Origin of the sequence: Mycobacterium sp. NBC_00419 (assembly GCF_036023875.1) — a bacterium.
Classification (GTDB): domain Bacteria; phylum Actinomycetota; class Actinomycetes; order Mycobacteriales; family Mycobacteriaceae; genus Mycobacterium.
On record NZ_CP107931.1, the window covers coordinates 4655370 to 4680551 of the forward strand.

The following is a 25182-nucleotide window of genomic DNA, read 5'->3' on the forward strand; positions in this document are numbered from 1 at the left end:
GTGGTCGGGCTCACTGACCGACTGGACGGGATCGTCGGCGCCAAGGCGGCCGGCCTGCTCGAGGACGTATTCGGTTTCCGCACGGTCGACGACCTGCTGCGGCACTACCCACGCAAGTACAGCCACGGCATGACGGTGTGGGGTGAGGACGAGGTGCCCCCGGAGGAAGGCGAACACGTCACGTTTGTCGGCGAGATCGACAAGGCCGAGGTGCGGTGGACCAATCGCAGCCCGAAGCGCGAATACCTGGTGATCACCCTGAATCAGGGGCGGCGCAAGGTCACCGCGACGTTCTTCAACGCCAAGTACCTCAAGAAGGGCTTGGTCGCGGGCACCCGGCTGATGCTGTCCGGCGAGGTCGGCTACTTCCGTAGCACCATGCAGCTGACCCACCCGGATTTCCTGGTGCTCAGCTCACCTAATGGCGATCGCCAGTTCGGGAGCAAGTCCCTCAAGACCATCGCCGACGTATCGAAGGCCGAGACCGGCGAGTTCTCGATGTCGGCGTTCGAACGTGACTTCTTCCCGATCTACGCAGCCAGCTCCAAACTGCAGAGCTGGGAGATCTACGCCTGCGTGCGCCAGGTGCTCGCCGTGCTCGATCCGATCCCTGACCCCCTGCCGGAAAGCGTTGTGCACCACTACGGTTTGCTCGACGAAGACTCCGCGCTGCGGGCAATCCATCTCGCCGAGAACGACGCCGAGCGCGAGGAGGCGCGCCACCGGCTGCTGTTCGACGAGGCCGTCGGGCTGCAGTGGGCGCTGGCCCAGCGCCGCAACAGCGAGCTGGCCGAGTCCGGCCCGCCCGCGCCGCGACGCGACGACGGCCTGGCCGAAGCCCTGAGGGGGCGACTGCCATTCGAACTGACGGCCGGTCAGCGTGAGGTGCTCGAGGTGATCTGTGACGAGCTGGCCGCGACCAAACCGATGCATCGGCTGCTGCAGGGCGAGGTGGGGTCGGGCAAGACCATCGTGTCGGTGCTGGCGATGTTGCAGATGGTCGACGCCGGGTATCAGTGCGCACTGTTGGCTCCCACCGAAGTCCTTGCCGCCCAACATGCCCGGTCGATCCGAGACGTGCTGGGGCCGTTGGCGATGGCCGGTCAGCTCGGCGGGGCCGAGGGGGCGACGCGGATCGCGCTGCTGACTGGTTCGATGTCGGCGGCGCAGAAGCGTCAGGTCCGCGACGAAGTGGTATCCGGTGAGGCGGGCATCGTCGTCGGCACCCATGCCCTGCTGCAGGATGCGGTCGAGTTCCGAAACCTGGGCTTCGTCGTCGTCGATGAGCAACACCGGTTCGGTGTCGAGCAGCGAGATCGGTTGCGGGCCAAGGCTGTTACGGGTCTGACCCCGCACCTGCTGGTGATGACCGCGACCCCGATCCCGCGCACCGTGGCACTGACGGTGTACGGCGACCTGGAAACCTCGACGCTGCGCGAACTTCCGCGCGGGCGCCAGCCGATCACCACCAACACGATCTTCGTCAAGGACAAGCCGCAGTGGCTGGCCAGAGCCTGGCAGCGGATCGCCGAGGAGGTCGCCGCGGGCCGGCAGGCCTATGTCGTGGCATCGCGCATCGACGAGGACGACAAGACCGGCGGCGAACAGGTCGGCCCGCCCGCCGAGACCGTGGTCAAGCTCTACGACACCCTCCGGCGCGGGCCGTTGGCCGCACTGCGGCTCGGGCTCATGCACGGACGCCTCTCCGCCGAGGACAAGGACGCGGTGATGGCTGCGTTTCGCGCCGGCGAGATCGATGTCCTGGTGTGCACCACCGTCATCGAGGTCGGCGTCGACGTGCCCAACGCCACGGTGATGGTGGTGATGGACGCCGACCGTTTCGGGATCAGCCAGCTGCACCAGTTGCGGGGCCGCATCGGTCGTGGCGAGCATCCGAGCCTGTGTCTGCTGGCCACGAAACTACCGGAGGGCTCCAAGGCGGGCGAACGGCTCAGGGCTGTCGCGGGCACCCTGGACGGGTTCGTGCTGGCCGACCTCGACCTGCAGGAGCGCCGCGAGGGAGATGTGCTGGGGCTCAACCAGTCCGGGCGACCGATCACACTGCGCTTCCTGTCGCTGGCCGAGCATCTCGACCTGATCGTCGAGGCCCGGGAGCTGTGCCAGCAGCTGTATGCCGCCAATCCCAAGGATGCGGGAATGGCGGTGCTGGCCGGACAGTTCACCGGCACCGATCGCGTCGACTTCCTGGACAAGGCGTGAGACGCGCCCACCTGATCTGGCTGGCGGCCATCACCGCGCTGGCTGTGATCGTCGCCGTCCAGGCGGTGGGCGCCGCGGGTGACGATCGGGAACTGACCGCCCGGGCCGACGTGCCGACGGTGGCCCCCGGCTCCGACGTGCTGGCCGGAATTGTCGTTGTGCCGCAACGGCAACGCGGCTACGACTACCGGCGCGCGGCCTTCGGTGATGCCTGGGCTGACGACAACGATGCCCCGTTGGGGCACAACGGTTGCGACACCCGCAACGACATCCTCGACCGCGACCTCGTCGACAAGGCCTACGTGTCGATCAAGCGCTGCCCCCACGCGGTGGCCAGCGGCGTGCTGCACGACCCGTACACGAACGAGACCATCTCGTTCGTGCGGGGCGCCCAGGTCGGCGCCGCCGTCCAGATCGACCACATCGTGCCGCTGGCCTACGCCTGGGACATGGGCGCCCGGGACTGGCCCGAGCCCGTGCGGATCCGGTTCGCCAATGACCCGGCCAATCTGATCGCGGTGGCCGGACCGGCCAACCAGGACAAGGGCGATCAGGGCCCGGCCAGCTGGATGCCGCCGAATCACGCCTTCTGGTGTCAGTACGCGATCCAGTTCATCGCGGTCCTGCGCGGCTACGCCCTGCCCGTCGACGAGGGCTCGGCCAACGAACTACGCGAGGCGGCCAGTTCCTGTCCCAGTGGTTGACGGCTGACTGCTGCTAGGCGCGTAGCTCCTTGGCCAGCTCACCGAACGCGCCCACCCACTTGTCCATGTCGGCATCGGTGTGGGCCAGCGACACCAGCCACTGATCGTCCATGCCGGGTGGCGTCAGTACGCCACGGTTGATCCCCCACAACCAGCCCAGCTCGGCGACCTCGAAGTCGGTGCTGAGTTTGTAGTCGCGGTAGTTGCGGATCGGGGTGGGCGACCAGGTGACCGCGCCCTTGACGCCGAAGCCGACGGTGTGGGCCGGCAGTTCGTACTCGCGGATGATGGTGTCCATGGCTTCCATGGCGTTGTCGTTGACCTGTTCGGCCGCCGCCAACGCCTGAGGGGTGGCGATCTCGTCGACCGCAGCCGCCGCGGCCATGCAGAGCGGGTTGCCGTTGTAGGTGCCGAAGTGGGCCATGCGGTTGTCGACGACGGCCTGCATCACTTCCGCGGTGCCGCCGAAGGCGGCCAACGGCAGGCCGCCGCCGATCGACTTGGCCAACGTGATCAGGTCCGGCTTGACGCCCAGACGGGCGGCCGCGCCATGGGCGCCGGCGGTCAGGCCGGTCTTGACCTCGTCGAAGATCAGCAGCACGTTGTGCGCGTCGCACAGTGCACGAACCCCGGCAAGGTAGCCGGCGTCGGGCAACACGATGCCGAGGTTCTCGATGACCGGCTCCATGATCACGCACGCGACGCGAGCAGCGTTGGCGGCCAGGACGCGTTCCATCTGGCCGAGGTCGTTATAGGCCACGACGAACACTTCGCCTGGCTCGACGTCGAAGGGCACCTGCGGGGTCGGGTTGTCCGCGGGACCGGTTTCGGAAAGGTCGGGCTTGACCGACACCGAAAGGCCGTCGTAGCCGCCGTGGTAGCCGCCTTCGATCTTCACGATGGCCTTGCGGCCGGTGTAGGCGCGTGCGGTGCGCACCGCATAGCCCGTCGACTCGGTGCCCGAGTTGGTGAACCGCAGCATGTCCAGCCCGAAGCGTTGCTTGAACCTCTCGGCAACCTCGGTCGAGACCGGCGACGGGGTCACGAACAGCGTGCCGATGTCGTCGAGAGACTCTTTGACCTTGGCGACCACCGTGGGGTTGAGGTGGCCGACGAGCATCGCGCCGAAGCCCATCGACAGGTCCAGCACCTGACGGTCGTCACAGTCCGTGACGTAGGCGCCGCGGGCGGACTTCACGCCCATCGGATACGGATCCCAGTACTGGAAGCTGCTGGTCACACCCAGCGGCAGCGTCTTGCTCGACCGGACCGCGTGATCGGCCGAGCCGGGGGTGGTCTTGGCGTACCGCTCCCACTCCTTGGCCATCAGTGCCGAGACCCGCGCAGGGTTCAGTGGCGTGTGGGACGTCGGCAGCTGTCGCCAGCCGGCGGGATCATGGGCAGGAAACGTGCCTGTGTCTTGGCTCATCGAGATCCTCTTCAACCAATCGGTGTTACTTCGCGGCAGCCTAACCGCCCGCTCCACCCGGCGGTCGAAAACAGCCGCCGACGCCGATGGGGTTGTCCGGCAGCGGGATCGGTGGCCGAACTACGCGCCGGTGTAGGTGTCCGGGTTGGGCCGGAAGCGGGTGCCGTCGTCGAGGCCGCTGAGGGTCGCCACTTCGTCGGCGGTCAACTCGAAGTCGAACACGTCGATGTTCTCGGCGATCCGCTGCGGGTTCGAGGAGCGGGGGATCACCACGTTGCCCAGCTGCAGGCTCCACCGGATCAGCACCTGCGCCGGGGACTTGCCGTGGGCGCTCGCCACCGCGGCGATCGCCGAGTTCTCCAGCAGCTTGCCCACGCCCAGCGGGCTGTAGGCCTCGGTGACGATCGAGTAGTCGGCGTGCACCGCCCGCAACTCCGCCTGGTTGAGCAGCGGATGCAGCTCGACCTGGTTGACCGCGGGGGTGAAGTAGGACAGGTCGATGATGTTCGACAGGTGCTCCGGGGTGAAGTTGGAGACGCCGATCGACTTGGTGTAGCCGTCCTCCTGGATCCGCAGCAGCCCGCCCCACGCGTCGACGTATTTGCCGTTCTGTTCGGCGGGCCAGTGGATCAGGTAGAGGTCTACGTAGTCCAAGCCGAGGCGCTCGAGGCTGACCTTGACGGCATCCTGCGAAGCCTGGAAACCCTGATCGGCGGTGGCCAGCTTGGTGGTGATGAACAGTTCCTCGCGCGGCACACCGGAGGCGGCGACGGCGCGGCCGACGGCTTCCTCGTTGCCGCCGACCGAGGCGGTGTCGATCAGGCGGTAGCCGGCTGCCAGGGCATCGGTCACCGCCCGCTCGGCCTCATCCGGCGACAGCTCGGCGACGCCAATGCCAATCACGGGGATGGTCTTGTCGTCGTTGAGCGTGACGGTGGGGATCTCGGCCGCCGGTGCCATGTCACCTGCCTGTGCTGTCGAAGGTCTTGCGCCGGACACCTCCCAGATCGCGGGTGACCGACGTCGACGCTGAGGATAGTACCCAGCCAGGCATGCGTCTGATCAGGGCTGTGGCACCGCGTCAGGCGTGCACTGTATAGGGGCCCGGGTAATTGTCGAATCCGTTAATCGCGTCCTGTGCGAAGCTGAGGCCATGGCAGCGACAGTGAGCGGTGAAACCACACGCGGCCCGTTGACGAAGAAGGCGCTCGCGGTGGGCAATCGGGCCGGGGTGAAGGTGATCCCGCATCTACCCGGCGTACTCAAGCGGCTGGTCTCCGGCGGCCGGGCGGTCACGATCGACGGCAACACCCTCGATCCGTCGCTGCAGATGCTGGCCACCGCGCAGCGGTTGCAGGGGCTGACCGGATTCAGCGCCGGTGACGACCCGATCGCCAGCCGCGTCCAGACGGCAGAACTCTCCGCCAGCTTCGACGAGCCGGACATCCTGGTGGCCGGTACCGCTGCGGTGTCGATACCCGGGCCCGCGGGCGTGATCCCGGCCCGGCACTACCGCCCGCTGGGCGATGGCCGGGCTCCGCTGCTGGTCTTCTATCACGGTGGCGGCTACGTCGTCGGCGACCTGGAAAGCCACGATGCGGCCTGTCGGCTGATCTGCCGGGACGCCGGCGTCCACGTGCTGGCCGTCGACTACCGGCTGGCCCCTGAGCACAAGGCCCCGGCGGCCGTCGACGACGGGTACGCCGCCTACCTGTGGGTGCGTGAGCACGCCGCGGAACTCGGCGCGGACCCCGAGCGGGTGGCGGTCGGCGGCGACAGTGCCGGCGGGAACCTGGCGGCGCTGGTGGCCCTGCGGGTCCGGGATGCCGGCGGCCCCGCGCCTGCGCTGCAGTGGCTGATCTATCCGGTCACCGACTTCCGCGGCCAGAGCCGGTCCCGGACGTTGTTCGCCGACGGGTTCCTGCTCACCCGGCAGGACATGGACTTCTTCACCGAATCCCTGCTGGGTGGATCCGGCCTGGATGCCGCCGACGCGCGGGTGTCCCCGCTGCTGGCCGATGACCTGAGCGGTCTGCCGCCGGCGCTGGTCGTCACGGCGGGCTTCGATCCGCTGCGCGACGAGGGCGAGCAGTACGCGGCAAAACTGCAGGAAGCGGGCGTCGTCGTCGATGCGAGGCGGATGGGATCGATGACCCACGCCTTCCTCAATCTCAACGCACTCGGCGGGCAGGTCGCCGGCGCCAACGCGGAGATGATCTCGGCGCTGCGCGCCCACCTGGCCCGCGCCTGACGGGGTGCGGACACCACGCCGGTACTCTGGAGAGGCCAACAAGCCAGTCCTGAATCAGCGAGGATCTCCCGACCCGTGGCCAATAACAAGAAAAGCACGCCCCGCTACGACCTGAAGGCTGCGGACCGCAAACGCAACCTGGCCATTCAGCTGGGCCTGACGGCCATCGTCGTCATCTTCGCGGTGTCCCTGGTGCTCTACATCGTGATGGGCCACGACAAGAAGACCGGCGCCGGAGACGCTCAAGCCGTCCGGATCACGTCGGCCGCGCTGATCAAGAAGGACGGCAGTGACGAGCCCAAGGCCGTGCTGTCGCTCTACGAGGACTTCCAGTGCCCGCACTGCCGGGACTTCGAGAAGGCCTACAGCTCGACCATCAACAAGCTGGTCGAAGCCGGCGCGGTGGCCGCCGACTATTACTCGGTCGCCATCCTCAACTCGCGGGCCAACGACAACTACTCCACTCGTGCGGCCAACGCGGCCTACTGCGTCGGCAACGAGGACAAGGAAGCCTTCAGCCGGTACCACTCCGCGCTGTTCGCCATGCAGCCCGAGGAAGGTGCGGGCGGCGCTCCGGACAACGGCCGGTTGATCGAGACCGCCCGGCAGGCCGGGGTGCCGACCGACAAGGTGTCGTCGTGCATCAACGGCGGCAAGTACAACGACATGGTCGACGGCCTGGCCGCGGCCGCCAAGATCACCGCTACCCCCACCATCCGGCTCAACGGCGAGGACATCAGCCCCGCCTCCCCGGACGAGCTGATCGCGAAGGTCAAGGCGATCGTCGGTAACGTCCCCGCGCTGGCTCCGGCTCCGGCTCCGGCTGCGCCTCCGGCTCCGCCCGCCCCGGCACCCGCAGCGCCGTGAGCGTGGCGACGCCGGCACCCGTCGGCCCGATCGAGCCCGCCGAGTCGGCGGGCCGTGCGGCCGGGGTCTCGGTGCGCGCAACGAGTGCCTGGTGGGTGCTGATCGCCGGTGTGATCGGCTTTGTGTCCGCGGCGACGCTGACGATCGAGAAGATCGAGATGCTGATCAACCCGGCCTACGTGCCGAGCTGCAGCATCAACCCGGTGCTGTCCTGCGGGTCGGTGATGGTGACCCACCAGGCGTCGGTGTTCGGCTTCCCCAACCCGCTGATGGGCATCGCCGGATTCACGGTCGCCATCGTGACCGGTGTGCTCGCGGTGACCAAAGTCCGCCTGCCGCACTGGTATTGGGTAGGGCTGATGATCGGCACCGGCCTCGGTGTGGTGTTCGTGCACTGGCTGATCTACCAGTCGCTGTACGTCATCGGAGCGCTGTGCCCGTACTGCATGGTGGTGTGGTCGGTGACCATCCCGCTGTTCGTGGTGGTGGCGTCGATCGCGCTGCGTCCGCTGGCCGGAAATGCCGTGCTGCGCGGCATCTACACCTGGCGGTGGTCGATCGTCACGCTGTGGTTCACCGCGGTGATTCTCTTGATCCTGGTTCGCTTTTGGAGTTATTGGTCGACGTTGATCTAGCAGCGTCGAGTGTGCACTGAGGGTAGGGTCCGCCTGTGATCTCCAAAGTCCTGGTCGCCAACCGCGGTGAGATCGCGATCCGCGCTTTCCGCGCCGCCTACGAGATGGGTATCGGCACGGTCGCCGTCTATCCCTACGAGGATCGCAATTCTCTGCATCGGCTCAAGGCCGACGAGTCCTATCAGATCGGCGACATCGGTCACCCGGTGCGCGCCTACCTCTCGGTCGGCGAGATCGTCGAGACGGCGCTGGCGTGCGGGGCCGACGCGATCTATCCCGGGTACGGATTCCTCTCGGAGAACCCCGAACTGGCCGCGGCGTGCGCGACGGCGGGGATCACCTTCATCGGCCCCGACGCCGGCATCCTCGAGCTGACCGGCAACAAGTCGCGGGCGATCGCCGCTGCCCGGGAAGCCGGGCTGCCGGTGCTGGCGTCCTCGCCGCCGTCGGCGTTGGTGGACGAGCTGGTGACCGCGGCGGCGACCATGGAGTTTCCGCTGTTCGTCAAGGCCGTCGCCGGTGGTGGCGGACGTGGGATGCGACGGGTCAGCGACCCCGATGCCCTGCCGGAGGCCATCGAGGCGGCCAGCCGCGAGGCGGAGTCCGCCTTCGGCGACCCGACGGTGTTCCTCGAGCAGGCGGTGATCAATCCGCGCCACATCGAGGTCCAGATCCTGGCCGACACCCACGGCAACGTCATCCACCTCTATGAACGCGACTGCAGCGTGCAGCGCCGCCACCAGAAGGTGATCGAGCTGGCCCCCGCGCCCAATCTCGACGAGGTTCTGCGCGAACGGATGTGCGCCGACGCCGTCGCTTTCGCCCGGCACATCGGGTACAGCTGTGCCGGCACGGTCGAGTTCCTGCTCGACGAGCGGGGCCAGCATGTCTTCATCGAGATGAATCCCCGAATTCAGGTGGAGCACACCGTCACCGAGGAGATCACCGACGTCGACCTGGTGTCCTCGCAGCTGAAGATCGCCGCCGGGGCCACACTCGAGGAGCTGGGCCTGTCCCAGGACGCGGTGCGCCCACACGGTGCGGCACTGCAGTGCCGCATCACCACCGAGGATCCCGCCAACGGGTTTCGTCCCGACACCGGCCGGATCAGCACCTACCGCTCGCCGGGCGGCGCCGGGATCCGCCTGGACGGCGGCACCCATCTCGGTGCCGAGATCAGCGCGCACTTCGACTCGATGTTGGTCAAGCTCACCTGCCGCGGTCGCGACTTTCCGACCGCGGTGGCCCGGGCCATGCGCGCGGTCGCCGAGTTCCGCATCCGCGGTGTGTCGACGAACATCCCGTTCCTGCAAGCAGTTCTGGACGATCCGGACTTCCAGGCCGGGCGCGTCACGACCTCGTTCATCGACGAGCGCCCGCAGCTGCTGACCTCGCGCACGTCGGCAGACCGCGGAACCAAGATGCTCAAGTTCCTCGCCGAGGTCACGGTGAACTCGCCGTACCAGGACCCCGACCGGGTCTACCCCCAGGACAAACTGCCCGCCATCGACATCGCGGGCAGCACACCGGCGCCGGGCAGCAAGCAGCGCCTGACCGAACTGGGCCCCGCGGGATTCGCCACGTGGCTCAAGGATTCTGCGGCCGTCGGCGTGACCGACACGACCTTCCGCGACGCCCACCAATCGTTGCTGGCGACCCGGGTGCGATCATCCGGCCTGCTGACGGTGGCCCCCTACATCGCCCGGATGATGCCGCAGCTGTTGTCCATCGAATGCTGGGGTGGCGCGACTTACGATGTGGCGCTTCGCTTCCTGAAGGAAGACCCGTGGGAGCGGCTGATCGCCCTGCGCGAGGCGATCCCCAACATCTGTCTGCAGATGCTGCTGCGCGGCCGCAACACCGTGGGCTACACGCCCTACCCGGAGACGGTGACGCATGCGTTCGTCGACGAGGCCGCCCGCAGCGGCGTCGATATCTTCCGGATCTTCGACGCACTCAACAACGTCGAATCGATGCGGCCCGCGATCGACGCGGTGCGCGACACCGGAACAGCGGTCGCCGAAGTGGCAATGTCCTACACCGGCGACCTGTCCAACCCCGCCGAAACGCTCTACACGCTGGACTACTGGCTTCGGCTGGCCGAGCAGATCGTCGACGCGGGCGCACATGTGCTGGCCATCAAGGACATGGCCGGCCTGCTGCGTCCACCGGCGGCACACACGCTGGTCTCGGCCTTGTGCAGCCGCTTCGACCTACCGGTGCACGTCCACACCCACGACACCCCGGGCGGGCAGCTGGCCACCTACACCGCGGCCTGGCACGCCGGAGCCAGCGCGGTCGACGGGGCGGCCGCCCCGCTGTCGGGCACCACCAGCCAGCCGCCGCTGTCGGCGATCGTCGCGGCCGCCGCGCACACCACGTTCGACACCGGACTGGATCTGGGCGCGGTATGCGACCTGGAGCCGTACTGGGAGTCGCTGCGGCGGGTCTACGCCCCGTTCGAGGCTGGCCTGCCCGCGCCGACCGGGCGCGTCTACCACCACGAGATTCCCGGCGGTCAGCTGAGCAACCTGCGCACGCAGGCCATCGCGTTGGGCCTGGGTGACCGATTCGAGGATGTCGAGAACGCCTACGCCGGTGCCGACCGGATCCTGGGCAGGCTGGTCAAGGTGACCCCGTCGAGCAAGGTCGTCGGGGATCTGGCGCTGGCCCTGGTCGGAGCCGGAATCACCGCCGAGGACTTCGCCGCCGACCCCGCCCGCCACGACATCCCGGACTCGGTGATCGGATTCCTGCGCGGCGAGCTCGGTGACCCGCCCGGCGGCTGGCCGGAACCGTTGCGCACCAAGGCATTACAGGGACGCGAGCCGGCGAAGCCCGAGCAGCCACTGTCGGCCGAGGACGAGAAGGTGCTCGCCGAACCCGGCCCGGTCCGCCAGGCCGCGTTGAACCGGCTGCTGTTCCCCGGCCCCACCCGCGAATTCGAGGCCCACCGCGAGGAATACGGCGACACCTCGGGCCTGAGCGCCAACCAGTTCTTCCGGGGCTTGCGCCACGGCGACGAGCATCGCATCCAGCTCGAACGCGGCGTCCAGCTGATCGTCGGGCTCGAAGCGATCTCCGATCCCGACGAGCGTGGCATGCGCACCGTCATGTGCATCATCAACGGCCAGCTGCGACCGGTGGCGGTCCGCGACCACAGCATCGCCGACACGGTGCCCACCGCCGAGAAGGCCGATCGCACCAACCCCGATCACGTCGCCGCTCCGTTCGCGGGGGTGGTCACCGTCGGAGTGTCTGTCGGCGACGAGGTCAAGGCCGGGCAGACCATCGCGACCATCGAGGCGATGAAGATGGAGGCGGCGATCACCGCGCCCAAGGCCGGCACCGTCAACCGGGTCGCGGTCGCGAGTACGGCCGGGGTTGAGGGTGGCGACCTGCTGGTGGTGATCGGGGGATCAGGACCGGCGGGCAGGAGCGAAGCGACCCGGGGATCAGGACCGGCGGGCAGGAGCGAAGCGACCGGGGGATCGACCTGACCCGGATCGTTGCCGGTGTGGCGGGGGGCCGGCGAATCGACGTGCCGCCCAAGGGAACTCGGCCGACCACCGACAGGGTGCGCGAAGCGCTGTTCAGCGCGCTGGCCGCGCGGCGCGACTTCGACGGACTGCACGTTCTCGATCTGTTCGCCGGCTCGGGCGCGCTCGGGCTCGAGGCGCTGTCCCGCGGTGCGGCCTCGGCGGTATTCGTCGAAAGCGATTCGCGCGCAGCGGCGGTCATCACCCGCAACATCGCCACCCTCGGGCTGGCTGGCGCGACGGTACGCCGCGGTGCGGTGGCCGCGGTGCTGACGGGAGCTGCGCCGCGGCCGGCGGATCTGGTGCTGGCCGACCCGCCCTACGACGTGCCCGCGGCCGAGGTCGACGCCATGCTGGCGCAACTCGTACGCAACGGCTGGGTCGCCCCCGAAGCGGTGGTGGTCGTCGAGCGGTCGGTCTCCTCACCGCCGGTGAGCTGGCCGTCGGACTGGACGGCCTGGTCTGTGCGCCGCTACGGCGACACCCGGGTCGAGGCCGCTGAGGTGCCGTGAGTGCCTGCTAGCGTCTGCGTATGAGTGGCGCTGTCTGCCCGGGATCGTTCGACCCGGTGACGTTGGGGCACGTCGACATCTTCGAGCGCGCCGCGGCACAGTTCGACGAGGTGGTCGTCGCGGTGCTGATCAACCCGAACAAGTCCGGGATGTTCGACATCGACGAGCGCATCGCGATGATCGAGGAATCGACCAGCCATCTGCCGAACCTGCGGGCCGAGTCCGGCCGCGGCCTGGTCGTCGACTTCGTCAAGCAGCGCGGCCTGACCGCGATCGTCAAAGGGCTGCGCACCGGAACGGACTTCGAGTACGAGCTGCAGATGGCGCAGATGAACAAGCACATCGCCGGGGTGGACACGTTCTTCGTCGCGACCACACCGCAGTACTCGTTCGTGTCGTCGTCACTGGCCAAAGAGGTGGCCACCTTCGGCGGCGATGTCTCGGCTCTGCTGCCCGACGCGGTGAACCGCCGCCTGCAGGCCAAGCTGGCCGATCGGCGCTGACCCCCGGGCTCTGCGCCCGCGAGTGAGCGGTTTCGTACGCGACACGCCGCGGCCTCAGGATCAGATTGCACACTCGCGGATAGGTGCGTCTCGGTGCCGGCAGGCCGACATAATGGTCGAAGAGCGCGGAGTGACCCGCCCTCTGACCAGTGGTCCTGCCAGATTCGGTTGCCGACACACCGATACACCACCGCAGTCACAGGCGTAACACCAGGCACACTGGTCACTACCAACTACGCCAGGAGGGCGGCGCCGTGTACCGAGTTTTTGAAGCGCTCGACGAACTGAGCGCAATCGTCGAGGAAGCCCGGGGCGTGCCGATGACGGCCGGCTGCGTCGTTCCGCGCGGTGATGTGCTGGAACTGGTCGACGACATCAAGGACGCAATCCCCGGCGAACTCGACGACGCCCAGGACGTGCTCGACGCCCGCGACGCGCTGCTGCGCGAAGCCAAGGAGCACGCCGACTCCATGGTCGGCAACGCCACCGCCGAGGCCGACTCGCTGCTCAGCCACTCCCGCGCCGAGGCCGACCGACTGCTGGCCGACGCCAAGTCGCAGGCTGACCGCATGGTGGCCGAAGCCCGCCAGCACAGCGAGCGCATGGTGCACGAGGCCCGCGAGGAGACATCGCGGCTGGCTGCGACGTCCAAGCGCGAGTACGAAGCCGCCACCAGCCGAGCCAAGGCCGAGGCCGACCGCCTGGTGGAGAGCGGCAACATGTCCTACGAGAAGGCCGTCCAGGAAGGCATCAAGGAGCAGCAGCGACTGGTCTCCCAGACCGAGGTCGTACAGGCTGCCAACGCTGAGGCCACCAAGCTCATCGACACCGCACACGCCGAAGCCGACCGGTTGCGCGGCGAGTGCGACATCTACGTCGACAACAAGCTTGCCCAGTTCGAGGACTACCTCAATGGCACGTTGCGCTCGGTGAGCCGCGGCCGTCACCAGTTGCGCACCGCCGCCGGAACCCACGACTACGTGCAGCACTGAGCCGTCCTGACAGGGCGGTCAGCGTAGGCGACGGCCGCCCGCAATACTGACCGCCATGACAATTCCGGGGCGCCTGGCTGGCGTCGCGTTCGTGGCCGCCGGAGTATTCGTCGCGCTGCAGAGCACGCCCACCCCCACCGCGGTGCGGTTGACCTCCTTTGACGTGCCGCTGTCACCCGTGGGCGGGGCCAACCACCGCACGTTGGTCGGCCCGGCGGTCTCGGCGGCGGCAGTGACGACGCCAATCCGGACCCCGGGCGACATCGCCGCGATCTTCATCTCCAACGGCACTGCCGAGCACCCCGACGCGGGCTTGCTACTCGGCAATGGCTATAGCTACGACTCCGCCAGCTGCGCAGGCACCTCCACGTGCAGCGGCGGTCGCGGCGGGCTGATCTTCGGTAACGGTGGCAACGGGTACAACGGCGGCAACGGCGGAAACGCCGGCTTGTTCGGCGGCAGCGCCGGTGACGGCGGCGCCGGGGTGGACGCCGAGTACGGCGCGGACGGCACCGCCACCGCCGCGGGCAGAGGTGGCCGCGGCGGAAACGCGGGCCTGTTCGGCGCCGGCGGCGCGGGTGGCGCCGGCGGCACTGACTTCGGGAGTAGCGATTCGGCACTGGTGGTCGACGCCACCGGTGGCCTCGGCGGTAGCGGTGGCCGGGGCGGGCTGATCCGGGGTCGGGGCGGCAGCGGCGGCGACGGCGGCTACGGCGCAACCGGCAACGGTCGGGCCAGCGGCGGAGCCGGTGGCCGCGGGGGAGACGCCGGATTGTTCGGCAGCGGCGGCGATGCCGGCGGCGGTGGCAGCGCCGCTCACGGTGACGGCTCGGCCGACGGCGCCACCGGTGGTGCCGGAGGCGCGGGCGGCCGTGGCGGCCTGCTGATGGGCAACGCCGGCAACGGGGGCAACGGCGGCGGCTACAGCGGACCCGACGATCTGGGCGTGACGAGCATCTACGGCCCGGCTGTCGGGGGTGCGGGTGGGCCCGGCGGCCAAGCCACCCTGGGCTCTGCGGGTGTCGGCGGCGTCGGCGGTGGTGCGTCCGCGTACGCCGGCGGGGATGCCACCGGTGGCGCAGGCGGTGCCGGTGGCAGCGTTGTGTTGGTCGGCGCCGGCGGTGCCGGCGGGACGGGCGGGCTCGCTGACATGCAGGGAGATGGCATCGCACTCGGCGGCTCCGGTGGCCAGGGTGGCTCCAGCGGTGTCCTGCTCGGCGGCACCGGCGGGACGGGCGGAAAGGGCGGGTACGCGGGCGGCTACCGGCATGGTGGGGCCGTCGTGACCGCTGGCAGCGGCGGAGCAGGTGGTGCGGGGTCGATCGGGGCTGCCGGCGGTGACGGCGGATCCGGCGGTGACGCCGATGGCTATGCCGGGCTGAACGCCTACGGTGGCGCGGGCGGCCGAGGCGGCGACGCCCGCCTGGCCGGGACCGGCGGCGCCGGGGGAGTCGGCGGCTACGGCTGGGTCAACTATGAGGGCACTGGCACCGGAGTCGGCGGTGCGGGCGGCAGCGGCGGTGCCGGTGGCGCGTTCGCTCGCGGCGGCGCCGGAGGCGACGGCGGGGTGGGGGAGTCGGATTCCGGTGCGGGGGTCGGCGGTACCGGCGGGCAGGGCGGCGCCGGTGGGACGTTCGGCGACGGCGGTGGTGGCGGCGTCGGCGGCGAGGCCGTCACCGGTTCGGGAGACGGCGAGAACGGCGGCGATGCGACGGGCGGCACCGGCGGAACCGGCGGCGCCGGTGGAAGTTTCGCCTCGGGCGGCCCTGGGGGCGACGGCGGCGGCAGCTCGGTGCAGACCAATGATGTTGCTACCACCGCGATCAGCACCGGTGGGTCGGGCGGCGCAGGCGGCTCCGGCGGGTTCCGCGGCAACGGCGGTGGCGGCGGCAACGGGGGTGATGCGGCGGCCAGCGGCACCCAGGCCGGCAATGTGGTCAAGGCCGGCGGCGCCGGTGGTGCGAGCGGTCAGGCCGGTGCGCGCGGCAAGCCCGGGGCAACGGGCCATCCCGGCAGCCCGTGACGATGTCCTGGACGCGCGGACCCGCTGACCGGTAACCGTCCTGATCGGTGCGGCCCGGGCCCTAAGATCGGGGGTTATGGCGAGCTCACACCGTGCGAAAACGCACCCCGATGCGCGGTTGCCGCTCATCTTCGACGTGTCCAAGCTCGGCCGCCGGCCCGGCTCGATGATGGAAGTGCACGAGACGGTACCCAGCCCGTCGCGCATCGGACTCGACCTGATCGCTATCGATCGCGGCGCCGACCTCGACTTGGACCTGCGGCTGGAGTCGGTGTCCGAGGGCGTTCTGGTGTCGGGCACCGTGCATGCACCGACCAGTGGTGAATGCGCCCGGTGCCTGGGGCCGGCCGCGGGCGAGGTCGAGATTGAGCTGACCGAGTTGTTCGCCTACCCCGACAGCGAGACCGAGTCCACCACCGAGGAGGACGAGGTGGGCCACGTCATCGATCAGACCGTCAACATCGAACAGGCCATCGTCGACGCCGTCGGGCTCGCCCTGCCGTTCGTGCCGTTGTGTTCCGAGGACTGCCTGGGGCTGTGCCCCGACTGCGGCGTCGCACTGGCCACCGCCGAACCCGGCCATCACCACGACAAGATCGATCCGCGCTGGGCGAAGCTGGCCGGCATGGTGGGCGACGGAGACGAGCAGGCAGACCCGTCGTGACGCCCCCGCGCCAACACCTGCTGGACGCGCTGGGTGTCGAGTTGCCTGAAGAGCTGCTGACTCTTGCGCTGACCCACCGCAGCTACGCCTACGAACATGGTGGGCTGCCCACCAACGAACGCCTCGAGTTCCTCGGCGACGCGGTCCTCGGCCTGACCGTGACCGACGAACTCTTCCATCGCCACCCCGAGCGCACCGAGGGTGATCTGGCCAAGCTGCGCGCCAGTGTGGTCAACACCCATGCCCTGGCCGACGTGGCGCGAGACCTCACCGACGAAGGCCTCGGCGCACATCTGCTGCTGGGGCGCGGTGAGGTCAACACCGGTGGCGCCGACAAATCCAGCATCCTGGCCGACGGGATGGAATCGCTGCTGGGCGCGGTGTATCTGCACCACGGCGTCGAGGTCGCCCGCGAGGTCATTCTGCGACTGTTCGGCGATCTGCTCGACACGGCCCCGACCCTGGGTGCGGGTCTGGACTGGAAGACCAGCCTGCAGGAACTCACCGCCGCACGGAGTCTGGGCCCGCCGTCCTACGTCGTGACCTCGACCGGCCCCGACCACGACAAGGAGTTCACCGCCATCGTGATGGTGACGGACACCGAGTACGGCAGCGGTGTCGGCCGGTCGAAGAAGGAGGCCGAGCAGAAGGCCGCCGCGGCCGCCTGGAAGGCGCTGGAAAAGGCTTGACACACAGCATGATTCAACTCACCGATGCCTGAGCTTCCCGAAGTCGAGGTGGTGCGCCGCGGATTGCAGGCCCACGCCGCGGGCAAGACGATCACCGCGGTGCGGGTGCACCATCCGCGGGCGGTGCGCCGCCACGAAGCCGGTGCCGGCGACCTCACTGCCCGGCTACTCGGCGCCACCATCCTCGGCACCGACCGGCGGGGAAAATACCTGTGGCTCACCCTCTCCGACGACGAGGCGCTGGTGGTGCATCTCGGGATGAGTGGTCAGATGCTGCTGGGGCCGGTCCCGAATACCGACCATCTGCGGATCGCGACGCTGCTCGATGACGGCACCGCGCTGAGCTTCGTCGACCAGCGCACGTTCGGCGGCTGGCAGCTGGCTGATCTGGTGACCGTCGACGGTAGCCGGGTACCCGCGCCCGTGGCGCATATCGCCCGCGACCCGCTCGATCCGCTGTTCGACCGCGATGCCGTCGTTACGGTGTTGCGCCGCAAGCATTCCGAGATCAAACGGCAGCTCCTCGACCAGACCGTGGTCTCCGGGATCGGCAACATCTATGCCGACGAGGCACTGTGGCGGGCGAAGATCAACGGTGCCCGGCTGGCCGAGAAGCTGACCCGGCGCCAGCTCGGGGAGCTGCTGGATGCGGCCGCCGAGGTGATGCGCGAGGCGCTGGGGCAAGGCGGTACGTCGTTCGACTCGCTGTACGTCAACGTCAACGGCCAGTCCGGCTACTTCGACCGGTCGCTCAACGCCTACGGCCAGGAAGATCGAAGCTGCCGGCGCTGCGGGGCGGTGATCCGCCGGGAGAAGTTCATGAACCGGTCGTCGTTCTACTGCCCGAACTGTCAGCCCGCACCGCGCAGGCCGACTCGGTGACAAGGATGCCGGCAACGGCGGGAGGGTGATACATGGAGCAACATCGCATCGAAATCCGTTCGGGCGCAGACCTGACACTGGCTCCTGGCGCCATCAACCCGGAGTGGATCATCGACGGCGATCCGCAGATCCGCAGCACCTGGTGGTCGAGTGATACCGACGGCCTGGCGGGCAACTTCGTGTGGGATTGCACCGCGGGCAGGTTCCGCTGGTACTTCGGTTGCGACGAGACCGTGCACATCATCGAGGGCGAGGTCGAGGTGAGCGCGGACGGTGTGCCCCCGACGTGGCTGCGGGCCGGCGACTCGGCGATCTTCCGGACCGGCACCTGGGCGACCTGGTACGTGCCGACCTACGTCCGCAAGCATGCGGTGGTGCGCACCAACCTGCCCTGGCCGTTGCGCAAGCAGGTCACCGTCGGCCGGCGCGCCAAACACCTGCTGCGGCGGATGCTCGGCCGCGGCCCGGCTCCGCAGCCACAGCTGTGACGGTGCGGTGGAATATCCCCGCGCCGGTGGATGTAGGAATGTGCCATGACTGAACTGTGGGTGGAGCGCACCGGTATCCGGCGCTATACGGGGCGCAGCAGCCGCGGCGCGGAAGTCCTGATCGGCTCGGAGACCGACGACGGCGTCTTCACACCCGGTGAGCTGCTCAAGATCGCGCTGGCCGGTTGCAGTGGCCTGAGCAGTGACCAGCCGTTGCGCCGCCGTCTGGGCGACGAGTTCCAGGCGGTCATCAAGGTCTCCGGTGACGCCGACCGGGACCAGGAGCGTTACCCGCTGCTGCAGGAGAAGCTGGAGATCGACCTGTCCGGGCTGTCGGCCGAGGAGGTGGAACGGCTGATCGTGGTGGTCAACCGCGCCATCGACCAGGTCTGCACCGTCGGACGCACGCTGAAGAACGGCGCGCAGGTGAACTTCGAGGTGACCGACGTTGGCCGAGCCTGACGTTCGCCTGACCGCCTGGGTGCACGGCCACGTCCAAGGCGTGGGTTTCCGCTGGTGGACGCGGTCGCGGGCGCTGGAACTGGGCCTGACCGGCTACGCAGGCAACCAGGCCGACGGCCGTGTCCTGGTGGTCGCCCAGGGTCCGCGGGCCGATTGTGAGCGGCTTCTGGAGTTGCTGCGGGGCGATTCGACCCCCGGTTCGGTGGACACAGTGGTCGCCGACTTCACCGAACCCGGCGAGCCGATTACCGGGTTCCGCGAGCGCTGAGCCGCCCGCCGGTAATCTCACTGCACGTGTACCTCAAGAGTCTGACGCTGAAGGGCTTCAAGTCGTTCGCGTCCCCGACGACTCTGCGCTTCGAACCCGGCATCACCTGCGTCGTCGGTCCCAATGGCTCGGGCAAGTCCAACGTTGTCGATGCTCTGACCTGGGTGATGGGCGAGCAGGGGGCCAAGACCCTGCGCGGCGGCAAGATGGAGGACGTCATTTTCGCCGGCACCTCGACGCGAGCCCCGCTGGGGCGCGCCGAGGTCACCTTGACCATCGACAACTCCGACAACGCACTACCCATCGAATACTCCGAGGTCTCGATCACCCGGCGGATGTTCCGCGACGGCGCCGGCGAGTACGAGATCAACGGCAGCAGCTGCCGACTGATGGACATCCAGGAACTGCTCAGTGACTCCGGCATCGGCCGGGAGATGCACGTCATCGTCGGGCAGGGGCGCCTGTCACAGATCCTCGAATCGCGGCCCGAAGACCGCCGGGCCTTCATCGAGGAAGCCGCCGGTGTGCTCAAGCACCGCAAGCGCAAGGAAAAGGCCGTCCGCAAGCTCGAGTCGATGTCGGCCAACCTGGCCCGCCTGACCGACCTGACCACCGAACTGCGCCGTCAGCTCAAACCGTTGGGCCGCCAGGCCGAGATGGCGCGGCGCGCCCAGACCATCCAGGCCGACCTTCGCGACGCCCGGCTGCGGCTGGCAGCCGACGACCTGGTGGCCCGGCGTAACGAGTTCGCCGGCGCCGACACCACCGAGACGACGCTGCGCCGCGAGCATGACGAGGCCGCGCAGCGGCTGGCCGTGGCCACCGAGGCGCTGGCCACCCACGAAGCCGCTGTCGCAACCCTCTCGGAGCGCACCGACGCCGCCCAGCAGGCCTGGTTCCGGTTCTCGGCGCTCGCCGAGCGGGTCAGCGCCACCGTGCGCATCGCCAGCGAGCGGGCGCAGTACCTGGACAGCGAGCCGGAGGCCAGCAGCGGGCCCGACCCCGACGCGCTCGAGGCGCAGGCCGACGAGATCGCCGCCCGCGAGCAGCAGCTGTTGGCCGAGCTGACCGAGGCCCGCACCCGGCTGGAAGCGGCCCGTGCCGAACAGACCGAGAAGGAGCGCGCGGCCGCCGAAGCTGAACGGGCTCACATGGCCGCCGTCCGGGCCGAGGCCGATCGCCGAGAAGGCTTGGCGCGGTTGGCCGGTCAGGTCGAGACGATGCGCGCCCGGGTCGAGTCCATCGACGAGGGTGTGGCGCGGCTGACGAACGCGATCGAAGAGGCGGCCACCCGCACCCAGCAGGCCAAGGCCGAGTTCGAAACGGTGCAGAGCCGGATCGGTGAACTCGACCAGGGTGAGCTCGGCCTCGACGAACAGCATGACCGCAGTGTGGCCGCCCTACGGGTGGCCGACGAGCGGGTCGCCGAGCTGCAGACCGCCGAACGGGCCGCCGAACGCCAGGTGGCCTCGTTACGGGCCCGGATCGAGGCGCTGTCCGTCGGCCTGGAGCGCAAGGACGGAGCGGCCTGGCTGGTGCAGAACCGCGGTAGCGCAGGACTTTTCGGAACGATCGCCACGCTGGTCAAGGTGCACGCCGGCTACGAGGTTGCGCTGGCCGTAGTGCTGGGCGCGGCGGCCGACGCGGTGGCGGCCGACGACTTCGACGCCGCCCGCTCCGCGGTCCGAGCGCTGAAGGAGGCCGACGGTGGACGGGCCGCAATTGTGTTGGGGGACTGGCCCGTGGCCACGCACAGTGACAACGCGCCGCTGCCCGCCGGTGCACGCTGGGCGGTCGATCTGGTCGACGCCCCGCAGCGGTTGCGCGGCGCGCTGTCGGCGATGCTTGCCGACGTCGCCGTGGTCGAGGATCTGGGTGCGGCCCTTGACCTTGTCGCCGCCCGGCCGGCGCTGCGTGCGGCGACACTCGACGGTGATCTGGTCGGCCCGGGCTGGGTCAGTGGCGGATCAGACCGCAAGCCGAGCACCCTGGAGATCGCCTCCGAAATCGAAAAGGCCACAACGGAACTGGCCGCATCCGAGACGCAGGTTGAAGAGCTGTCGGCTGCGCTTGCCGGTGCGCTGAGCGAGCAGTCCAACCGGCAGGACGCCGCCGAGCAGGCGCTGGCCGCCCTCAACGAGTCCGACGCCGCGATCTCGGCGATCTACGAACAACTCGGCCGGCTGGGGCAGGACGCCCGCGTCGCCGAGGAGGACTGGCGTCGTCAGCTCGCCCAACGCGCCGAACTCGAAACCAGCCGGGTGCAGACCGTCGAGGACCTGACCGCACTGGAGGGCAGGCTCAACGCAGCTCAGGAAACCTCGACCGTCACCGACGACGCCCCGGCGGACCGCCAGCAGATGCAAGCCGCCGCCGAGGCGGCACGCGCGGTGGAGGTCGAAGCCAGGCTTGCGGTGCGCACCGCCGAGGAACGTGCGAATGCCGTTCGTGGGCGGGCTGATTCACTGCGCCGAACCGCGGCGGCCGAGCGTGAAGCGCGGATTCGCGCCCAGCGGGCCCGGGCCGCCCGTGCCCATGCCGCGGCCGTCGCCGCCGCGGTGGCCGAGTCCGGCCGGCAGGTCGCCGAGCGCCTGGCCGGGGTCGTCGTCGCCGCCTCGCGTCGCCGTGACACCCTGGCTGCCGAGCGACAGCAACGTGCCACCGCGATGGCCGCGGCACGCGAGGAAGTCACCACTCTCAACAGCCGAATTACCGCGCTGACCGATTCGTTGCACCGCGACGAGGTGGCCAAGGCGCAGGCCGCGATGCGCATCGAACAGCTCGAGGAGATGGTGCTCGAACAGTTCGGCATGGCTGCCGACGACCTGATCGCCGAGTACGGACCCGACGTGGCGCTGCCGCCGTCGGAGCTGGAGATGGCCGAGTACGAACAGGCCAAGGAACGCGGCGAACAGGTGACCACGCCTGCCCCGATGCCGTTCGACCGGTCGACCCAGGAGCGGCGCGCCAAGCGGGCCGAACGTGAACTGGCCGAGCTGGGCCGGGTCAACCCGCTGGCGCTCGAAGAGTTCGCGGCACTCGAGGAGCGCTACAACTTCCTTGCCACCCAGCTCGAGGACGTCAAGGCCGCCCGCAAAGACCTGCTCGACGTGATCGCCGACGTCGACAACCGCATCCTTCAGGTGTTCGCGGAGGCTTACGCCGACGTCGAGCGTGAGTTCGGGCAGGTGTTCGCCACCCTGTTCCCCGGTGGTGAGGGCCGGCTGCTGCTGACCGACCCCAATGACCTGCTGACCACGGGTGTGGAGGTCGAAGCCCGGCCGCCGGGCAAGAAGGTCAAGCGGCTCTCGCTGCTGTCCGGCGGGGAGAAGTCGCTGACCGCGGTGGCGATGCTGGTGGCCATCTTCCGTGCGCGTCCGTCCCCGTTCTACGTGATGGACGAGGTGGAGGCGGCGCTCGACGACGTCAACCTGCGCCGGCTGATCGGGTTGTTCGAGCAGCTGCGGACCCAGTCGCAGCTGATCGTGATCACCCATCAGAAGCCGACGATGGAGATCGCCGACGCGCTCTACGGCGTCACCATGCAGGGTGACGGCATCACCACCGTGATCTCGCAGCGGATGCGCGGCCAGGAACTGGTCGCCACCAGCGGCTAGTGCCCCGAGCCCGAGTGGACGCGGCTCGCCGGGTCCGTCGCACGGTCTAGGTTCAACGTTGTGGAATTGGCGACCTCGGCCGGTCTGATCGCTGTCGACCTCGGTGAGGGCATGGTGCGGGCGCGTGGCGTGGCCTACGGCCGGGCCCGGCGCTTCGAAGCCGGCCGAGCGGTCGAACCATGGCCGGGCCGGCGTGCAGCCACCAGTCCCGGACCGGCCTGCCCGCAACGGGCCGGCCGGCTCGACTTCGTCACCGGCCCCGTCGTCGATCACCTTCGTGTCGACGAGGACTGCCTGGTGCTGTCGGTGACCGCACCCCAGGGCGCGGCCAGGTTGCCGGTCATGGTGTGGTTCCACGGCGGTGCCTATGTCGCGGGCGGTGGCGAGTCGGCGAAATACGATCCGACCCCACTGGTCCGTGACGGCGACGTGGTGGTGGTCACCGTCACCTACCGGCTCGGGATCTTCGGATACCTGGCTCCTGCCGACGCCGACGCCGACGACAACATCGGGCTGCGCGACCAGATCCTCGCGCTGCAATGGGTACGCGACAACGTGGCGGCCTTCGGCGGAAACCCCGACGACGTCACCGTGTTCGGTCAGTCGGCCGGCGGTGACTCGGTGATCGCCCTGATGCTCAGTGACGGCACCGACGGCCTGTTTCACCGGGTGATCGCTCAGAGCGCGCCGTTGGGTGTCGGCACCGGCACCGCCGCGGTGGCCGCGGGCCGCGCCGAGATGGCGGTGTCCATGCAGGCCGCGATGAGTGACACACTCGGCGGCACGCTGCCGCGGGAGGCGACCATCGAGCAGCTGCTGGCGGCCGAACAGGCCGCCGCGGTTGCGGCGCAACGCTTCAGCCTGCTCGGCGGGATGGCGTTCGCGCCGCGGCTGGGCCGGTATCCGCTGCCGACCGCCGAGGACCTGCCATCCCGGCTCGCCGACGCGGCCCGCCGTGTCGAACTGTTCATCGGCTACACCAAGGACGATGGCGCCCCGTTCGTCGCGATGCGGTCCCAGGTCGCCGCGATGCGACCCGATCAACTTCGACGACAGGTGATCCGGGCGGCGACCCGGCCGGTCACCATGCGGGTCTTCGCCCGCGGCACAAGCGAGTTCGTCACGAGTTGGCGCAAAGCCGGCGGTCGCGCCGGCACCTACCGGTTCGACTGGGCACCGCCGGGGGCGCCGTTCGGCGCCTGCCATTGCATCGAATTGCCCTACCTGTTCGGCACCGCCGGTGCGTGGTCGGATGCGCCGATGCTCGGGCCGCGCCGCATGATCGACGACGCGCTCGGGGAGCGGCTGCGGTCGGTGTGGACCGGATTCGCACGCGGCGGCACGGACGCGCTGTCGGCGCCGGAACTGCGATTCGGCTAGGACGCCGGGGTCACACCGAGCCGGCGCAGCCCGGCCAGGTCGTCCACACCACAGCCGTGCAGGCAGATCCGCAATTCTTCGATGAAACCCTCCAGCGCGTCCAGCGCGGCTGCGGGCGACTCGATCGCCGGAGCCAGCAGCGGGCGCGCCAGCGCCACCACGTCCGCACCCATCGCCAGTGCCTTGGCGGCATCCATCCCGGTCCGGATGCCTCCCGAGGCCACCAGCGGCATCCCGGGCAGGGTCTGGTGCACCTCCTGCAGCGCCTGCGCCGTGGGCACACCCCACTCGGCGACCGCCGGATAGCGCACCTCGCCGTAGCGCACCAGTTGCTCCACGCGTGCCCAGGACGTACCGCCCGCGCCGGCGACGTCGACGGCCGCGATCGGCAGGCCACGCAGCCGCTCGGCGGCGTCGGCGCCGATGCCGTGGCCGACTTCCTTGACCATCACCGGATACGGCAGCTCCTCGGCCAATCGGCGAAGCCGTTGCAGGGAGCCGCTGAAGTCGGTGTCACCGTTGTCCTGCATCGCCTCCTGCAGCGGATTGATATGCACGGCAAGAGCATTCGCGCCGACGCGCTCCAGTGCGGCGGCCAGCTTGGGGATGACGGCGTCGGACAGCTGCGCCAGGCCGATGTTGCCGATCAACAGCACATCTGGTGCCAGTTCGCGGACCTCGAAACTGCGGGCCGCCGTGTCGTCGTCGAGCATGATGCGCTGCGAACCGAGCATCATGCCGACACCCAGCTTCTGTGCGGCCTCGGCCAGATTGCGGTTGATCGTGCGGGACAGCTCGGCCCCGCCGGTCATCGCCCCGACCAGGACGGGTGCGCGCAGCTGAGCGCCGAGAAACTGCGTGCTCAGGTCGATGGTGGTCAGGCTGGTCTGGGTCAGCGCGTTGTAGGCAAGCCCGTAGCGCTCGAAACCGGTGGTGACCGAGACATACTCGACCGGCCCGGTCAGACAGGCGTCTATGTGGCGCAGTTTGCGGGTCGCGATGCCGCCCTCGTCCACGGTCATGGCCTACCCGGATGTGCAGGCGCGACACCGACCCG

21 protein-coding genes are annotated in these 25182 nt (G+C 69.4%); 18 read left to right on the top strand and 3 right to left on the bottom strand.

The annotated features are described in order from the left end of the window. Complete coding sequence (recG, locus tag OG976_RS22300; protein ID WP_328353764.1) at positions 1-2220, top strand: ATP-dependent DNA helicase RecG; 2220 nt, start codon at positions 1-3, stop codon at positions 2218-2220. Beyond that, positions 2217-2924: an HNH endonuclease family protein gene (locus OG976_RS22305; protein ID WP_328353767.1), complete on the top strand. Its 708-nt coding sequence runs from the start codon at positions 2217-2219 to the stop codon at positions 2922-2924. Before recG ends, OG976_RS22305 begins: the two co-directional genes overlap by 4 nt. Positions 2925-2937: 13 nt before the next feature. Here OG976_RS22305 and OG976_RS22310 read toward each other — a convergent pair whose 3' ends face one another. Both OG976_RS22310 and OG976_RS22315 read right to left on the bottom strand, forming a co-directional pair. After that, entirely contained in the window at positions 2938-4353 is a 1416-nt protein-coding gene (locus OG976_RS22310; RefSeq protein WP_328353770.1) for an aspartate aminotransferase family protein, read from the bottom strand. A gap of 120 nt (positions 4354-4473) precedes the next feature. After that, positions 4474-5313 carry an aldo/keto reductase gene (locus tag OG976_RS22315; protein WP_328353773.1) on the bottom strand — a complete coding sequence of 280 codons (840 nt, stop codon included), beginning with the start codon at positions 5311-5313 and terminating at the stop codon, positions 4474-4476. Positions 5314-5506: 193 nt separating this feature from the next. Here OG976_RS22315 and OG976_RS22320 point away from each other — a divergent pair, with 193 nt between their 5' ends. From OG976_RS22320 to OG976_RS22395, 16 genes are all read left to right on the top strand, one after another. Continuing rightward, positions 5507-6604 (top strand): alpha/beta hydrolase, encoded by a 1098-nt coding sequence (locus OG976_RS22320; protein ID WP_328353776.1) that lies wholly within the window; start codon positions 5507-5509, stop codon positions 6602-6604. Positions 6605-6679: 75 nt separating this feature from the next. Next, positions 6680-7471, top strand: coding sequence for a DsbA family protein (locus OG976_RS22325; protein ID WP_328353779.1), 792 nt, complete (start codon positions 6680-6682; stop codon positions 7469-7471). Beyond that, positions 7468-8106 carry a vitamin K epoxide reductase family protein gene (locus tag OG976_RS22330; protein ID WP_328353782.1) on the top strand — a complete coding sequence of 213 codons (639 nt, stop codon included), beginning with the start codon at positions 7468-7470 and terminating at the stop codon, positions 8104-8106. The genes OG976_RS22325 and OG976_RS22330 overlap by 4 nt, the downstream gene beginning before the upstream one ends. A 35-nt stretch (positions 8107-8141) precedes the next feature. After that, positions 8142-11606: a pyruvate carboxylase gene (locus tag OG976_RS22335; RefSeq protein WP_328353785.1), complete on the top strand. Its 3465-nt coding sequence runs from the start codon at positions 8142-8144 to the stop codon at positions 11604-11606. After that, the gene (rsmD, locus tag OG976_RS22340) at positions 11603-12157 is read left to right on the top strand and encodes a 16S rRNA (guanine(966)-N(2))-methyltransferase RsmD (RefSeq protein WP_328363895.1); all 555 of its coding nucleotides are present in this window, start codon (positions 11603-11605) and stop codon (positions 12155-12157) included. The genes OG976_RS22335 and rsmD overlap by 4 nt, the downstream gene beginning before the upstream one ends. 20 nt (positions 12158-12177) lie before the next feature. Next, on the top strand, positions 12178-12660 hold the full coding sequence (gene coaD, locus OG976_RS22345; RefSeq protein ID WP_328353788.1) for a pantetheine-phosphate adenylyltransferase: 483 nt from the start codon (positions 12178-12180) through the stop codon (positions 12658-12660). A 254-nt stretch (positions 12661-12914) separates the two neighbouring features. Then, entirely contained in the window at positions 12915-13652 is a 738-nt protein-coding gene (gene sepIVA / locus OG976_RS22350; protein WP_328353791.1) for a cell division protein SepIVA, read from the top strand. A 55-nt stretch (positions 13653-13707) separates the two neighbouring features. Beyond that, a complete protein-coding gene (locus OG976_RS22355; RefSeq protein WP_328353794.1) occupies positions 13708-15675 on the top strand; it encodes a PE family protein in 1968 nt (655 codons plus the stop codon). A gap of 76 nt (positions 15676-15751) precedes the next feature. Then, positions 15752-16339, top strand: a complete 588-nt coding sequence (locus OG976_RS22360) for a YceD family protein (protein ID WP_328353797.1) — start codon at positions 15752-15754, stop codon at positions 16337-16339. Beyond that, positions 16336-17028 (top strand): ribonuclease III, encoded by a 693-nt coding sequence (gene rnc, locus OG976_RS22365; RefSeq protein WP_328353800.1) that lies wholly within the window; start codon positions 16336-16338, stop codon positions 17026-17028. Before OG976_RS22360 ends, rnc begins: the two co-directional genes overlap by 4 nt. A 24-nt stretch (positions 17029-17052) precedes the next feature. Beyond that, the gene (gene mutM / locus OG976_RS22370; RefSeq protein ID WP_328353803.1) at positions 17053-17910 is read left to right on the top strand and encodes a bifunctional DNA-formamidopyrimidine glycosylase/DNA-(apurinic or apyrimidinic site) lyase; all 858 of its coding nucleotides are present in this window, start codon (positions 17053-17055) and stop codon (positions 17908-17910) included. A 32-nt stretch (positions 17911-17942) separates the two neighbouring features. Beyond that, a complete protein-coding gene (locus tag OG976_RS22375) occupies positions 17943-18398 on the top strand; it encodes a cupin domain-containing protein (RefSeq protein WP_328353805.1) in 456 nt (151 codons plus the stop codon). Between the two features lie 45 nt (positions 18399-18443). Then, positions 18444-18860 (top strand): OsmC family protein, encoded by a 417-nt coding sequence (locus OG976_RS22380; RefSeq protein ID WP_328353808.1) that lies wholly within the window; start codon positions 18444-18446, stop codon positions 18858-18860. Beyond that, positions 18847-19128 (top strand): acylphosphatase, encoded by a 282-nt coding sequence (locus OG976_RS22385; protein WP_328353811.1) that lies wholly within the window; start codon positions 18847-18849, stop codon positions 19126-19128. Before OG976_RS22380 ends, OG976_RS22385 begins: the two co-directional genes overlap by 14 nt. A gap of 26 nt (positions 19129-19154) precedes the next feature. Then, entirely contained in the window at positions 19155-22745 is a 3591-nt protein-coding gene (gene smc, locus OG976_RS22390; RefSeq protein WP_328353814.1) for a chromosome segregation protein SMC, read from the top strand. Positions 22746-22805: 60 nt separating this feature from the next. Then, the gene (locus OG976_RS22395) at positions 22806-24125 is read left to right on the top strand and encodes a carboxylesterase family protein (RefSeq protein WP_328353817.1); all 1320 of its coding nucleotides are present in this window, start codon (positions 22806-22808) and stop codon (positions 24123-24125) included. Here OG976_RS22395 and fni read toward each other — a convergent pair. Beyond that, positions 24122-25147, bottom strand: a complete 1026-nt coding sequence (gene fni, locus OG976_RS22400) for a type 2 isopentenyl-diphosphate Delta-isomerase (protein WP_328353820.1) — start codon at positions 25145-25147, stop codon at positions 24122-24124. The two genes, OG976_RS22395 and fni, sit on opposite strands and share 4 nt — an antisense overlap. Between the last annotated feature and the right edge of the window lie 35 nt (positions 25148-25182).